This window comes from Bacillus sp. GW823-FHT06A10, from assembly GCF_058795375.1.
This window is the reverse complement of record NZ_JBXAHT010000001.1, coordinates 1,571,657-1,586,821: the sequence shown is the minus strand read 5'-3', so window position 1 is coordinate 1,586,821 and position 15,165 is coordinate 1,571,657. Positions and strand designations below refer to the sequence as shown.

Below are 15,165 nucleotides of genomic sequence, written 5' to 3'. Positions count from 1 at the left end.
TATTTTAGCTTGATAGAAATACAAAAAATTCCGAAGGACCCAATTTGAAAAGTAATACACTCTTTCATTCCAAACTATGCACCTAAGAATCTATAATACTTTGAAACCTTTTGTTTCAGACTAATATTTAGTTGTATCCTAGAAAATTAGCTTTTTACTATATCAATCGCACTATCCCACATACCACTAAAAAAAGATCCTGTTTTACGTATAAAACGTGTAAACCAATTTGCTTGTTCCACATCAGATTTTGTTACAAGGTCTATTTGTAATGATTTACCTGATAAGAACCCAGGATCTGTATTATCTTTAGGCGAGATAATCATTTTGCTAATTGTTACACCTTTTTTAATAGGCGCTTCTTGTTCTTTATTCAATACTTTAAATTCTTTTTTATAAATATCTTTATTGCCCTTCGGCATTGGAAGTGAAACAGCTTGCTTCGTTTGAACTACTACATCTTTGTCTTTTGCATTTGCCACTCGAACTGTTTCATATCCTTTTATTACTGAATCTTTTCCGTAGACATTCTTCACTTCAAAATTCGCAAATCCATAATCGTATAATTTCTTTGTTTCATCAAAACGTGCCGTATGAGATTTTGCTTTTATCACTACAGAAATTAGGCGCATACCATTTCTTTCTACTGTACCAGTGAAACAATCTCCCGCTTCTGGAGTCGTTCCTGTTTTCAAACCATCTACACCTTCATATTGCTTAATTAAACCTTTTAACATCCAGTTAAAGTTCGCCATATCAATTGGATATTTACCACCCTCTTGGAATGTTTTTTTAGGAATTTTTGCTGTATTTAATATTTGGGGGAAATCTTGAATAAGACGTTGTGCTAAAATTGCACAATCCCTTGCAGACATTTTATTTTTCTCGTCTAGAGTTGTCCCTTCTAGGTGATATCCTTTTAAATCTTGATTTGTTAAGCCTGTAGAGTTTACAAATTTATAATCTTTCATTCCAAACTCTTTCGACTTATCGTTCATCATTTTTACAAAATTAACTTCTTTACCAGCAATCTGTTCAACTAAAGCAATTGTTGCACCATTTGCAGAGTAAATTGCCATTGCCTCATATAACTCTTTTACCGTATAAGAGCCACCATTTTCTAATGGAACGTTTGATAATGAACGATCTTGCGAAATCTTATGTGCATATTCAGAGATTTTAACTTTTTGATCCCATTTAAGTTTTCCTTTATCCACCGCTTCATGAACTAAGTATTCGCTCATCATTTTTGTCATACTAGCAATTGCCAATGATTCATCTACATTTTTTTCATATAAAATTTTTCCGGAATTTGCTTCTATTAAAATTGCTGATCCCGCTTCAACGTCTATAGCAGAAACTGTTTCCGCTGCTGCTCTTCCAAATGTAACGAACATGCTACAAAATATTGTAAGCACTGTTACTATTGCAATAACTCTATTGCAAAACATACCTTTCACTTCTGTTACCTCCAATTTCTTTGTACTTAAAAAAAGCGTTATTCTAACATAATCCCGCAAAAAAATAGAAAGTGTTCTCAAATTGTATATACATATAAAACGTTAGAATCGCTTTCATATAGACCATCTCATCCGACATTTTTAGGTGCGCTAATACTTTGTATTCCCACACATATCCTTATTTTTAATCCCCTTATATTTTTCAAAATGATTCACACTTTCATATTTTTTTAGGATTACAGTTAATAGACAATCTAAATAATACATTTGTTCCACAGTTACAAAAAATAAAAAACTACACCCTATACTGGATGTAGTTTTTCTAACTGATTTATTTATTTTTCACTTCATTTTTATAAAAAGCAAATAATGGTTCGATGGATGGACTAGATAACAGCAGAATTGCCTTCTCAATCAATTTCCTATCCCAATCAAACCAACGCATTTCCATTAACATGTTTATTTCTGTATCAGTGAATCGTTTCTTTATTTCCTTAGCAGGATTTCCACCAACTATTGTATACGGCGGAACATCTTTACTTACGACTGATCCTGCAGCAACAATTGCACCTTCACCAATAGTAACGCCAGGCATTATTATAGCATTCATTCCAATCCAAGCATCACTTTTAATGACTGTATCTCCCTTAGGTTCATATGATTGTTTAATTTGCTCAGCAAATGGATATACTGTAATCCATTCTGAGTGATGATTATGGTTACCACCCATTAAAATGACTACTCCACTTGCAATGCAAACATAATTCCCAATAATGAGTTTATCAAGATGCCATCCCATCTGTTCAATTGGATTGAAAAGTGCTTGAGACTTAGCATCCCCCCACAAATACCTTACACAGCCATCTTCAAAATTTTGATGACTATAATAGCCTGAATAATAGGAGTACTCTCCCACTTCAATGAGTGGATTTGTTACTATATCTTTTATATACTGTGTTTCTGACCAATGATTAAATAATGGATACTTCATAACTTTATTCCTCGCTTCTAAGTATTATATATTTTGCTATTTACTTAGAAGCTTACTACGACAGCTACATTTTTTAGCTTTCTCAAACGACGAATCATTATCTTCAAGCCTTTCTTTTATACTAAAAAAAGCATAACGCAATACATTACACTAGTCAAATTGTGTAATTTTGAACACATCTTAAACAGCGTAATACTGCAATAAGAACATGAAAACACTCTAACTTTGATCCAAATAATATTTTGATTACATTTAGTTCATATTTTGTAAAAAAATTTTAATTGCCATGACAAAGCAAACAATAACCACTATTGGTCGTATTAATGACGTCCCTTTTGTAAGCACCATCTTCGCTCCAATATATGATCCTATAATTTGACCAAGCATCATAATCAACCCAATTGTCCAATCGATTTGGCCAAAAATAATAAAATATAACAAAGCGGCGAAATTACTTGTAAAATTCAAGATCTTAGCATTTGCAGTTGCTCTTGTAGCACTATATCCACATAAAAGAATGAATGCTAAAGCAATTAAACTACCTGTTCCTGGGCCGAAGAAGCCATCATAAAATCCAAGGAATGGAGCCACTGTTAACGCAAACAACAACATACTTATTTTTCTCGGTCGATCTTCGTTTGCTATATTTGGAGATAATAGAAAATAAAGACCAATAATAATAAGTAAAAAAGGTAATATCATGATTAGATATTCTGCCCGTATCTGTAAAACAAGCCATCCACCGAAAACGGATCCCAAAAAGGTCATTAAGATGGACAAACGCATATCTTTGAGATTAATTTCTTTCTTCTTAATAAAAATCATTGTTGCCATGAGGGTTCCGCTACTCCCTTGTAGTTTATTAGTTGCTATCGCTACAGAAGGAGACATACCTACTAATAACATTATCGGGATAGTTATCATACCACCGCCCCCAGCAATCGTATCTATCCATCCTGCTAATACAGCTACTAAAAATAGTAGTATGAGTAATTCAATAGTAAAATCCATACAAAGAATATGGGAAGGCTTGAGCTATTATACCCCAAACCTCCCCATCTTCCCTCCTCTCTTTAAACTAGTTAATTAAATCTTTAAAGTAACTTTCTTTCTGATCACGTAATCGGCTGGAAACGTATTGCCTGCAAACAATTCTTCTTCCGTATTTATTATTTCCAATCGGGATTTTATATTCTTCCTCAGATAACCTTTCTCTACCATGAGTTACATTTGTTTGTTTACCATAGTATGAATTTGGTATAAGTAATAAATCTTCAGATGTTAGTGGAACCTTATAAGTAGGCGTTGTTCGTAAGAGTTCTAAAAACATGTCAAATTTCAATTTTTCTTCTTCACTTTCTCCCACATAAATCAATCTATTTTCTGCTCCATTTAAACAAGTTGCAATAATATCGCCATTATCATCCAAAAATATAATTTGGTTTATTTCCCCTACAAATCCAGATATTTCACCATCAGCCATTCCTGCGATATGAGCAATAGGCATTTTACTTATCGCCAATATGTCATCTTTACTGAAGTGATTTTCTTCAAGATGCTTTTGAAGTAATTTTGGCGTTCCAATATGAGTTTGAGTTTTTAAATTTAACACTCCTTTTAATAAAAGAGCATCAACTCTAGTAAATTTACCACAAGTAATTTCAGACACTATTCGTTCCACGGATTTATTAAGTCTATTTGATACAATTTCTAAATTTGTATTGAATGTATTCAATCTCGCTTCAATATCTGACTGGTCTTTCATATCTGTATACACTGTGGCATCGTTATGTTGATAAAAGTTCCCGCCACCGGTGCTTGCACCGACATTTCGCAAAACTTCATCGTTATTTAAAGGCGAAATAAGATGAAATCTATTTTTCCCTGCATGTTCGGATGGGTGAATTAAAGCATCATAATTAAAAAGTGTGGCAAAAAGCCATGTGACCCATTCTGCATAAAAATATTTTTTCATTCTATCGTGTTCGTCTTCACCATAATTAAAACCTTTGCGATTCTCCCCAGGTAATAGTGTTTCTATAGGATCACATGGAGTATTTTTAATAAGGATAGGCGGTACGTTCCCACCACAATTCGCTATTTTTATCATATGTAGTAGGTTTTTCATATCTGAATTCGGATTTTTCTTTGAATAGTCAATCAAACAATTAAGCCACTCTTTTGAAAAATATGCTGCTATTTCTTGATCACAAGTATAAGGATTATGAGTTTTTAATTCATTTTCTATCAGATTCTTCATTTTATCCTTCAATAGATTCGGAATAGTAATTTCTTCAATTTCTGTAATCTGCAGTATTCCTTTATTCATTATAAAACCTCCGTTGTTTTATTTTTTCACACCATATCTTCTATTAAATGAACTACCTACTTCTTTTTTGCTCCTTTGCTTTTCTTCAAAGCTATTAGAACTACCAATTTACAGATAAAAAACGTGGAGTATAAGAGATTTCTTCTTAGTCACATTTCCCCCACGAATCTCCGTTAAATTGGCAAATTTAATTTGAAAATCTGATTCATTTTCATACTTTACTTTCAAACTATGTTTATATGATTTTCAATTCAAGTAAGAGTATTTCATTTCCTAAAGTTTTCCCGAGTTTAAAATCAGAATTTTCAAGATAAATATATTGACACTAAAAATATAACACGAAACCAAAAAATGTAAATAAATAGTTTTTTTATAAAAAATAGTCAGACTATTTATAAGGTAATTCGTATTTCATTGAACCAACTACGGCCTCTCAATTTTATTGATAACAATAAAAAGGTCCCCTAAATGGTGATAGAGGACCTTTTTCCAAGTATATTCTATTTTAAATTTCTTACTTACCTTTTATTTTAAAAGATATTGCTGTAACTTCTTTATTAACAGTTCCATGCCGTTTGGACTTACAATAATCTTCCCATTCGCTAACGAAATATTGCTGTCTGAAATATCCCCTGTAAGTGCACAAGCTCTTGGAGATTGATATTTTCGTAAAATAATCTGATCCTCTTCTATAAACATTTCAAGAGAATCTTTTTCTACAATTCCTAAACTCCGTCTTATTTCCATTGGAATAACAATACGCCCCATGCTATCTGCTTTACGAGTAATCCCTCTTGTTTTCATAAAATGCCACCCTTTATTTTTATCTAATATTACGGTACTTATTTTAGCAATAAACAACAATTAGGAATAGTTCGTATTACAGCACTTTTTTTAGGAATAAATACCAATTAGGAATAACTTATGTTAGAATTATTTCTTGTTTATTCTTGATTTTTAATATATTTATCCTTGATCATTTTTACATATTGTTTTCTTTCTGTTAATTCAAATATAAATAATGCCTTTTTTATGTATGTTAAACCAACTTCATTAGAGTGCTGAACTTTTAATAAAATTGCACCTTTTTCAAAGAATAATTCACCTAATAAGTATAAAGTATTCATATTTATGGCTAATTTTATGCCTATTTCACTATACTTTATTGCTTCTTCATATTGATTTGCAAGGTGTAAACATTTTGTTAACGTATGAATGAGTCTTAATTTGATTTCTTTTTCTCTAGGAAATTCTATCTTATTAAAATTAATTAAACTTTGTTTTAATATATTTATACTTTTCTCATACTCTTTATTTTCTGCATGTATTATAGCAATTGAATTCATTATGCTTATTTCTTTTTCTGATAAAAAGTTACTACTACTTAAGGTTTGTTTTAGTGCTCTATTTAAAATGTCAAAAGCATTAATTGTTGCTCCATTTACATAATATATAGCAATCGCTTCATGCCATAATAGAAATTGTTTATCTTCTTTTGATTGGAAATTATTTTCGTTTTTCTCTTTTTTCACTATTTCGTAAAGCTCATTATATTGTTTTTGTTTCACACAATCTCTCATTACATATTTTACATTTTCAATATATTTTATTTTTTTGTTTTTGGTTAGTGCAAATATATAATTTGGATCAATACCAAGTCTTTCCGATAATTGATACAACAATATGCTAGATGGATAAATAATACCTTTTTCTATCTTACTAATTTGACTTTGTGAACATATTCCATGGCATAATTCAGATTGTGACATGTTTTTTTTCTTTCTAAGTTCTTTAATAATAATACCAAGATTGTAGAATTCCATCTTTCCTCCCTCAAATGTAACACTTTATGAGTATAAGAATATTTTCCAACTTTTAATGTAATGTAAAATTAATATAGTTACAATTACTAATTATATGGATTTATAGTTTCTTTTACAAACTTGTATCACAATACGAGAAATTATTAAAATATGGTTCACTAATAATCAATGGGAGTTTTATTCATGCCCACTGATTATTAGTCCACTCCAGGCAGGCATTTACAGAGAGTCCGACTTCTTTGCCACAGCTAAATTTTGAGGTGGGTATCTTACTGTCCGCAAATAGCGAAATTAAAAGAACTAAATATGATTTTCCACCTTTATTTCTTTTAATAGTTTCTTTTGATTTTTATATAAATCATTTCGAAGGAGCGTATTTTATGAAAAGAATGTTGACCGAAAGAGAGTTAGAAGTGGCTATTTATGTAGCAAAAGGATTTACAGATGTAGAAATTTCAAAAAAAATATATGTTACCCCTCGAAGAATTTCAACGATAATTAATCATATTAAAGAAAAATGGCATATTAATTCTAGAGTAGAATTAGGTATTTTAGTTTATCATTATGGTTTTATAGATGCACCCTTATTTTCAAATAAAGAAAATCATTTATTCGAAAAGGTTGCACAATAATTGACCAAGTATAATGTGGTTCATTTACAAATAAAAACAGAAAAGTCGCTGAACTTTTATTATTTAAGGTAATTCTGTATTCTGAAGGTAATGGGCATGTATGGCTTGCTAAAAGAAAAAATATAGATTGTATTTAGATATTTTAGTAAGACTAATTGTACCAGGAACTTTTAAAAGGTAAAAACATACCTTTAGACAATGTTTCTTCCGTAACAGCAAGTATAGCTTTTAATGTAGAAAATCCATCCATTTTGATTAAGCTTTTTCAAAAAGGGTGGGTTTCTTCAGTTTATAGGAAAGGTATACTTAACTTATAAACTGAAACTTTAATCATTCGAGCTGCCCGTTAATGCAGGATAAAAAATAAAATAAAATAGGTAAAAATGCCATCGCATCTTTACCTATCCTATAGATAAACAGGTTCTCATAAGAAATAGAAAACTTCCCTAAACACTATAAATATATTATTTTAAATTAATTGGTTGTTGTTGAGTAATACAATGGATCATACCACCATTTTTATAAAGCTCTCTTACATCAACCCCCACCACTTTACGATCAGGATAAAGTTTTTGAATCGTCTCATTTGCTATTTTATCATTAGGGTCATTATAGTTAGGTACTAAGATAACTTGATTCGCTATATAATAATTAATATATGAACCTTTATAATCAAGTTGCTTTCCGTTTTCTAATGTAACATTATTCTTGCTTAGCGGCAGATATACATACTTGTACTTATTACCCTCAGCATCTTTTGCCTGCAACAACTTGTTAATATCTTTATCAGACGTTCCCCATTCAGCTAAATCTTTTTTGTTTAATGTTATAATAGTAGATTTATCGTGGAATTTTGCAAATCCATCAATATGAAAATCAGTAATATCTAAGTTAGGTACTCCATCTAACCAAATAAAATTTGTTACCCCAAGGTCACTAATATATTTTTCAATATCTTTTTCTGACAATTTTGCATTTCTATTTTTATTCGTTACAGCACTTCTAGTTAGTAAAGCAGTTCCATTACCATCTAATTCAAATGCGCCACCTTCAAGAACAAATTTATTCCAATCAATTCTTTCAATTCCTAACTGTTTACTAAGATTCTCACGAAGACGAGCATCTTTCTTATATGGTGTTTTCTTTCCCCATCCGTTAAATCCTGGGTCTAATATCTTTAGATTTTTGTCATTATCATAAACAAAAATTGGTCCAGTATCTCTCGCCCATACATCGTCAGTAGGTGCGATAAAGAAATCAATTTTCCCCATATTTACCCCGTGATCTATTAAAACCTCAGTAATTCTTTCTTTTTCTTCTTGATCATATGCAACAATATGAACTTTTTCGCCTTTGCTTAAAGCATTTGTCATTTGAATCCAAATTGGCTCTACTTCTTGCTGATATTTTTGCCCATATGTAAATTCATGAGGCCATTGTAGCCATGTTCCTTCATGTTTGCTTTTTTCATCTGGCATTGTATACTTTCCTACTTGTTTTCGTACCTCTACTTTCTTCATATCTTTTCTTTGCGTTTTTTCAATTTCCTTCGCCTGAACTTTCTCAATCCCTTTCCCTAGAGCATAACCACTGAAAATAGATGTGGTTAGTATAGCACTCATACACAAATTCGTTATTTTTTTCATTTCTTAACCTCCTTTTCTGTCTTACTGTAAACCTTTACATAGTGTGAAGGTCAAGCTTTTCCGTTTGAATTATTTAAATATTTTAAATGTAAAGTGCAATTTGAATCGAACTCTATACAAAATAAGTAAGAATCAACTATTCCTACTATAATCATCATTTTTTCATAATATCTTACACTCTTTTTTTGTTATCCTTTTTATACCATGTACTGTATTATTTTCGAAAATAATACAGTACATGAAATTTCATATTAAATACATATATATATTTTTATTCAGTTTATATTTAACTATTCAAAAGCAGTTACAATTCTCTCTTTCATTTTCTGTATTACTTCACTGCTCAATACTTTTTGACCAGCAGGAAGTTTTAATATGGCAGCGGCACCTTTACTAAGGTATATTTCTTCATCATTATTTTGATTTACTACCAATATTCCTTGCCCTTCAAATTCGAAATAAATAATATCTTTTGTTTCATTTGTATTATTTTTTATTGATTTATATAATCCATATAAATCTTTACTTCTATTTTCTCCGCCCGTTCGAATCGGTTCAGTATCATTCGCAACAATCAGTCCTTCTGGCTGCTCATCCTTCATAATAAACCATAGCTTTTCATTTGTTGGTAATAGTAAATACTTAAATTCAGAGCTATTTAAAATTTGCTGTGCTGGAATTGTTTCATAGATTGGTAACGAAAATGGAGATGTTGTTATTTTTTCAAAACTTAAATTTTCTGAAGAACCTCCCTTACTATATTGATAATCTTTTAATGCAATCGATTGTACTGATTCACTTTTATTTTTTGATGCATAACTAATTTTACTAGCAAAAATAATAACAGTCATTAAGCACATGCACGGTATCACAAGCTTAAGTAGTTTTCCCATTTATGAACCCCCGCTTTTAATATTATTAGTTTGCATGGATATTATAAACAGTTTCACTCCACCAAAAATTATTATTGTTATGGAACGTACTGAAATTATGATTATAATGATCACCATACCAAGGGTCCATGTATGTTATATAATCTGTTCCATTTGTCCCTTTATAAAACCCATCGAGTACTAGAAAGTGTCCGATGTTAGCTCCATTTTGCCACATAATGAGTGCAATCATCGGCTGATTACTATTAATTTGACTTTTGAACCAATCATAAGATTTTGCTCCAGAACTTATAGCTGAGCTAACACCATATCCCGATAATCCATATTGTATTTCACGTGAAGTTGCAGGATTATTATATGATCCACCCTTAACATACCTAACGTACTGATCTTGTGATGGAGTTTTCCCAAAATAATTTAAAACTGAAACCGAAGTGCCTGCCCAACACCAATTTGACCTTTCTTGTAATATGTTAGGTACAGATAATTTACGATCTATTGATGTATTTGGAGGATTTCCATTAATATACGCTGACGTTACATATACTTTTTTTCCATCTTTAAAATAATAAAACCAACGATTATCTAAATTTCCTGTCCAGTAATCTTTAACCGCTTCACCATACTCCCATCCTTTAAAAGATACTTTTGTATTTCCGGGAATCACATCTACAATATTTGCATTTAAACTTTTTGCCTCTCTAACATTTACATTCAATGGAGCTGTTGTTCCTGAAAATTCAACTTCTTCTGCTATTATTTTCTGAACACCAATAAAACTAAATGTGAAGAACAATAAAAACATACAAACAATAAAATGCTTTCTTTCCTTCATTTCTCCACCCCTTCATCAGTACTAAAAAACATCAACAATTCATCCTTATTAATTGTTCAAGCTTAATATTACATACTAACGAAAAATGACTTCTCATAAAGTAAAACTTTAATCAGTAGTGGTTTTATTCATCCCCCACTGATTATTAGTTGAACCCATCGGGCTTCCCGGCAAATAGCGGGATAAATTCCAATACAAAAAAGGAGCCTATAAATTTTTATAGGCTCCTTTTTATTTCGTCGTTATTACTTAGCTAATTCTTTCGTACCCTTCATTACATCAATGAAGAATCCCCAGTTATTCACTACAGAAGAGATACTGATATGTTCATCTGGAGTGTGGACGTTAAAGATGTCTGGTCCGAATGAAATTGCATCTAATTCAGGCATCTTTTGAACGAATGCGCTACACTCAATCCCCGCATGTACAGCGAAGATTTCAATTTCTTTATTGTATTTTTCTTGATGTACTTTTTCAAATAAATTACGAATTTGTGAGTTTGGATTGTATGGCCATTCTGGATACTCTGACTCTATTTCAAATGTAGCACCAACTAATTCAGCAATATATTTGATTTCTTCTGCAACATGTTGTTTTAAACTACTTACAGAACTTCGCACTTCGTTACGTAATTTAATTTCATCTCGCAACGTTTCAATAACACCTAAATTCGTTGAGCTTTCTACAAGGCCTTTAATATCCATGCTCATACTTTGAATGCCATTTGGAATTAAGAATAATGATGAAGTAAGCTGCTTTTGTGTCTCTTTAGCAAATACTTTTTCAACTGTTTCATCCAATTTTGTCAGTGTAACATGAACATCTGGATCAACAGCACGCATTTCTTCTTGTAATACACGTGTCCATGATTCTAGTTTTTCTTCTACTTGTCCTACATCTTCTGTACGAATTAAAATTGTAGCTACACTTTCACGCGGAATTGCATTCGTTTTTAATCCGCCGTGAACTTCACTTATGTAAAACTCCGTATGTGCTGATAAATCACGTAATACTCGTCCTAATACTTTGTTCGCATTACCGCGTTGTTTATCAATTTCCATACCAGAATGGCCGCCTTTTAGACCACCAACATATAGACGGTATGCATCCATATTCGCTGGCGTTTCATCCCAAATTACGGGAATTGTTTCAACAGCTTTCGCACCACCTGCACTACTTACAAGTAATTTATGATCTTCTTCAGAATCAATATTTATAAATATCTTTCCTTCAAAATGATTTGGATCAATAGCAAAAGCCCCGCCCATTGTCGTTTCTTCTTCAGTAGTGATAACGACTTCAAGTGCTGGATGCGGAATTTCTTTTGAATCTAATAAAGCTAATGCATACGCAACTGCAATACCATTATCAGCACCTAAAGTTGTTTGATTTGCATATAACATGTCCCCAATGATTCGTAATTCAATTGGATCTTTTTCAAAATCATGTACTGTTGCTTGATTTTTTTCGCAAACCATATCCATATGACCTTGAATAATAATAGCTGGTACATTTTCATAACCTGCTGTTGCTTCTTTTTTAATAATGACATTTAATGCTTCATCTTGAATGACTTCTAAGTTACGCTCTTTTGCAAAGCCCACTAAATAATCACTAATTTCCTTTTCATTACCTGATCCTCTAGGAATCTTTGAAATTTCTGCAAAATGATAAAATACAGGGTGCTTTGTTAATTGTTCTAAAGTAGAATACATTTTTCAAGCTCCTCTCAAAATGAAAAAATAATATGTAAGTCTCATATCATTATACCACGATTCATTATTTTACCTTTCTTTTAACTTTTATTGTTCATTTTATGTACAACACTCTTACAACATTGTAAGGGCGTTGTAAGCTATATCGATTTTTCACATTTAATAATAGTCGTATACTTTTTAAAGAAACACATTAAAGGAGATAAAGAAAATGAAAAAGTTTTTAGCAATTATTACACCATGTTTATTATTTTTTAGTTTTACTATTGGCTGTGAGAGAGCGTCACTAAATAGAATTGGTAAAGATGTATATTACATGCAGATAAAAGGCGAAGGAACTATCGAAAAGGTAGATGGTAGAAACTTACGAAACTATACGCTGCCCGCATATGATGAAGATGGCGTCAAAAAACAAATTACATTTAGAAGTATAAAAAAAGAAAACAATCATAAATTAAATGCAGACGCGTTTTTACGCCTTTATGTAGATCAAGATGATAATAATAAAAATGAAATATCATCAATTGAAGTAAAGTCCTATGAAGAGATTCAGAAAGCAGATTTGCCTGAAAAAATAAGAGAAAAGTTTACTATTAAATAAAAGAACAAAAGAAAATGCTCTATGCATTTTCTTTTGTTCTTTTCACCTGTATATATTTTGAACTACTATTATTCATCAGTTTCTCTAACCGATTTATATTCTCCGTTAATGCACCTTTCACAAGAGAGAAATCTGTATTTGATTCTTCTTTTTTTTCTTTAAAAAACGAAGACTTTTGTACATTGACTTCAGCCATCTCTTCTCCCCCTTTTCAAAAAGATACAACCTTTTATTTATATTATATAGCAAATGTAGAAAGAGTGTACACTTATGATTTTCTTTTTAATTCTTCTTCTAATTCTTCTACTTGCTGCAACGTATCCCCTTTTATTAAAGAGAAATCTGTTGTATCTTCGTTATCTTCTTTAAAAAAATCATTGTCATAATCTTTTACCACTACAATCACCTCTACATGCTAGTGTAGGAATGATTGTCCAATTTTATTCAACTTTGTCGGATTTTGTTTTTAATTTATGTATAGAAGAAAAGGACAGAAAAAGATTCTGTCCTTATTTACTAAAATAACTATGATGTATTGTTAAATTATATACATTTTCAAAATCCCGATCTTGCAGGTTATTTTTCTTTCCATCAATAACAATGAAAACGTCACTTACTATTTTTGCTGGTATAATCCCGACATTTTCTACTTGCACCGCTTTCTGCTCATTCAATTGCTCGATATGTTCTAACGGAACGATAATACTAAATTGCGAGCGAATACCACGAAAGTTTGTATTTAATTCCTTCGCGGCTTCAAAAACAACAATTTTCGCACCAATCTTTTCCCCATATGAATCTAAAAATGCATTTAAGCTCTTTGTATATTCCTCTTCCGTATGCCATTCCATCGTACCGAATACTGATGGATTAACATTTTGAATAATTGTCGTGTATATTTCTCCTCTCGCTTTAGATGCAATTAATGATCGTTTTATTGATTGAACTGTCTTGCCAATATCGCTAAATTTCGCACCCCATATTTCAGAAATATTAGGTGTTAAAATGAACGCAATATCAACAAAAATAACCATTGCAGTAAACATTAAAAGATTTTTCCAGAGGGTTAAATCAATTCCTTTTATCATGAAATACACGGTGACAGATATGATAAACAAACCATACCAAGTCTTTCTAATACGTTGCTTTTTCTCCTCGTATAACTCCTCATTTTTCCAATAAAAGAAAACAAGGACTACAAAGACAATCGCTAAAACAAATAAGCCAATTCGAATGTTAGAGATCATTAATCACATCACCCTCCATTCAAAAACTACTCACGATATCATTACATGCGCAAGCTGCTCTCTTTATGACAAAAGACGTGGACAAGCTTCTAAAATTAGCTACATCGCATATATATTAGAAAGTACCACGTCTTTTATCCTGTTATTTGTGGGCAGTAAGACCCCCACTGATTAAAATTTCACTTTACCATGAGTCTATATTGTATATGTAGACAAGCATTCATTTCAAATTTTCGTATTAAAAAGAAATATGTTTCGGAATTTCCCCTTCAGGTACTTCTCCATCCATACTTAAATAATAATGACGAATCGGACGTAAGTTTTCGTCTAATTCATAAACAAGCGGAATGCTAGTTGGAATATTTAATGAAACTACACCATCACTTGAAAGGTTATCTAAGTATTTTACTAGCGAGCGAATTGTGTTACCGTGTGATGAAATAATTACTTTATTACCACTTTTTAATGTCGGCGCAATTTCTGAATGCCAATAAGCAAGTACTCTCTTCTCCGTATCCTCTAAACATTCAGTTAATGGGAATTCACCTTTTTTGAGTGTTTTATATCTTGGATCATTCGCTTCATATCGAGAATCGTCTTCAGTAAGAGCCGGTGGTCTTACATCAACACTTCTTCTCCAAATATGAACTTGCTCCTCACCATATTTTTGAGCAGTTTCATCTTTATTCAACCCTTGCAATGCACCATAATGCCTTTCATTTAGCTTCCAAGATTTATGTATTGGGACCCAAGTAAGATCCATCTCATGAAGTACAATCCATAACGTCCGAATTGCGCGTTTTAATACAGATGTATAAGCCACATCAAAAGTATATCCGTTTTTCTTTAATATTGCTCCTGCTTCTCTCGCTTCACTTAATCCATTCTCTGATAGATCAACATCTGTCCATCCAGTAAAGCGATTTTCAAGATTCCATAAACTTTGTCCGTGACGAATAAGTACAAGTTTTATCATTAAAATTCCCCTTTCGG

Annotated in this window: 16 protein-coding genes; 2 read left to right on the top strand and 14 right to left on the bottom strand. The window is 31.5% G+C overall.

Annotated features, from left to right (window positions below):
• Positions 1 to 146 precede the first annotated feature (146 nt).
• From AC1Q8M_RS08190 to AC1Q8M_RS08165, 6 genes are all read right to left on the bottom strand, one after another.
• Positions 147 to 1,460, bottom strand: coding sequence for a D-alanyl-D-alanine carboxypeptidase family protein (locus AC1Q8M_RS08190; RefSeq protein ID WP_016512832.1), 1,314 nt, complete (start codon positions 1,458 to 1,460; stop codon positions 147 to 149).
• Between the two features lie 331 nt (positions 1,461 to 1,791).
• Positions 1,792 to 2,451, bottom strand: coding sequence for a CatB-related O-acetyltransferase (locus AC1Q8M_RS08185; RefSeq protein ID WP_070179295.1), 660 nt, complete (start codon positions 2,449 to 2,451; stop codon positions 1,792 to 1,794).
• A 252-nt stretch (positions 2,452 to 2,703) separates the two neighbouring features.
• Complete coding sequence (locus tag AC1Q8M_RS08180) at positions 2,704 to 3,462, bottom strand: TSUP family transporter (RefSeq protein WP_000347984.1); 759 nt, start codon at positions 3,460 to 3,462, stop codon at positions 2,704 to 2,706.
• Between the two features lie 67 nt (positions 3,463 to 3,529).
• Positions 3,530 to 4,780, bottom strand: a complete 1,251-nt coding sequence (locus tag AC1Q8M_RS08175; protein ID WP_098855381.1) for a hypothetical protein — start codon at positions 4,778 to 4,780, stop codon at positions 3,530 to 3,532.
• Between the two features lie 525 nt (positions 4,781 to 5,305).
• The gene (locus AC1Q8M_RS08170) at positions 5,306 to 5,584 is read right to left on the bottom strand and encodes an AbrB/MazE/SpoVT family DNA-binding domain-containing protein (RefSeq protein WP_016512834.1); all 279 of its coding nucleotides are present in this window, start codon (positions 5,582 to 5,584) and stop codon (positions 5,306 to 5,308) included.
• A 140-nt stretch (positions 5,585 to 5,724) separates the two neighbouring features.
• The gene (locus AC1Q8M_RS08165; protein ID WP_098400614.1) at positions 5,725 to 6,603 is read right to left on the bottom strand and encodes a helix-turn-helix domain-containing protein; all 879 of its coding nucleotides are present in this window, start codon (positions 6,601 to 6,603) and stop codon (positions 5,725 to 5,727) included.
• A gap of 380 nt (positions 6,604 to 6,983) precedes the next feature.
• On the opposite strand from AC1Q8M_RS08165, the gene AC1Q8M_RS08160 reads away from it, so the two are divergent.
• A complete protein-coding gene (locus AC1Q8M_RS08160) occupies positions 6,984 to 7,235 on the top strand; it encodes a response regulator transcription factor (RefSeq protein WP_000827555.1) in 252 nt (83 codons plus the stop codon).
• A gap of 464 nt (positions 7,236 to 7,699) precedes the next feature.
• Here AC1Q8M_RS08160 and AC1Q8M_RS08155 read toward each other — a convergent pair whose 3' ends face one another.
• The 4 genes from AC1Q8M_RS08155 to pepD all read right to left on the bottom strand — a co-directional run bounded on the left by AC1Q8M_RS08155 (position 7,700) and on the right by pepD (position 12,324).
• Positions 7,700 to 8,881, bottom strand: a complete 1,182-nt coding sequence (locus AC1Q8M_RS08155) for an agmatine deiminase family protein (protein ID WP_141532482.1) — start codon at positions 8,879 to 8,881, stop codon at positions 7,700 to 7,702.
• Positions 8,882 to 9,171: 290 nt separating this feature from the next.
• Complete coding sequence (locus tag AC1Q8M_RS08150; protein WP_098289487.1) at positions 9,172 to 9,774, bottom strand: hypothetical protein; 603 nt, start codon at positions 9,772 to 9,774, stop codon at positions 9,172 to 9,174.
• Between the two features lie 25 nt (positions 9,775 to 9,799).
• Positions 9,800 to 10,609 (bottom strand): C39 family peptidase, encoded by an 810-nt coding sequence (locus AC1Q8M_RS08145; protein ID WP_000664543.1) that lies wholly within the window; start codon positions 10,607 to 10,609, stop codon positions 9,800 to 9,802.
• Between the two features lie 245 nt (positions 10,610 to 10,854).
• Complete coding sequence (pepD, locus tag AC1Q8M_RS08140) at positions 10,855 to 12,324, bottom strand: beta-Ala-His dipeptidase (RefSeq protein ID WP_000287544.1); 1,470 nt, start codon at positions 12,322 to 12,324, stop codon at positions 10,855 to 10,857.
• Positions 12,325 to 12,535: 211 nt separating this feature from the next.
• Here pepD and AC1Q8M_RS08135 point away from each other — a divergent pair, with 211 nt between their 5' ends.
• Positions 12,536 to 12,925 (top strand): YxeA family protein, encoded by a 390-nt coding sequence (locus AC1Q8M_RS08135; RefSeq protein WP_098400613.1) that lies wholly within the window; start codon positions 12,536 to 12,538, stop codon positions 12,923 to 12,925.
• Positions 12,926 to 12,944: 19 nt separating this feature from the next.
• On the opposite strand, the gene spoIISB is transcribed toward AC1Q8M_RS08135, so the two are convergent.
• The 4 genes from spoIISB to gpmA all read right to left on the bottom strand — a co-directional run bounded on the left by spoIISB (position 12,945) and on the right by gpmA (position 15,148).
• Positions 12,945 to 13,121, bottom strand: coding sequence for a stage II sporulation protein SB (gene spoIISB / locus AC1Q8M_RS08130; protein WP_000852629.1), 177 nt, complete (start codon positions 13,119 to 13,121; stop codon positions 12,945 to 12,947).
• A 72-nt stretch (positions 13,122 to 13,193) separates the two neighbouring features.
• Complete coding sequence (locus AC1Q8M_RS08125; RefSeq protein WP_000237818.1) at positions 13,194 to 13,322, bottom strand: hypothetical protein; 129 nt, start codon at positions 13,320 to 13,322, stop codon at positions 13,194 to 13,196.
• A 112-nt stretch (positions 13,323 to 13,434) separates the two neighbouring features.
• The gene (locus AC1Q8M_RS08120) at positions 13,435 to 14,172 is read right to left on the bottom strand and encodes a type II toxin-antitoxin system SpoIISA family toxin (RefSeq protein ID WP_000624982.1); all 738 of its coding nucleotides are present in this window, start codon (positions 14,170 to 14,172) and stop codon (positions 13,435 to 13,437) included.
• Positions 14,173 to 14,410: 238 nt separating this feature from the next.
• Complete coding sequence (gene gpmA / locus AC1Q8M_RS08115) at positions 14,411 to 15,148, bottom strand: 2,3-diphosphoglycerate-dependent phosphoglycerate mutase (RefSeq protein ID WP_016512840.1); 738 nt, start codon at positions 15,146 to 15,148, stop codon at positions 14,411 to 14,413.
• Positions 15,149 to 15,165 lie beyond the last annotated feature (17 nt).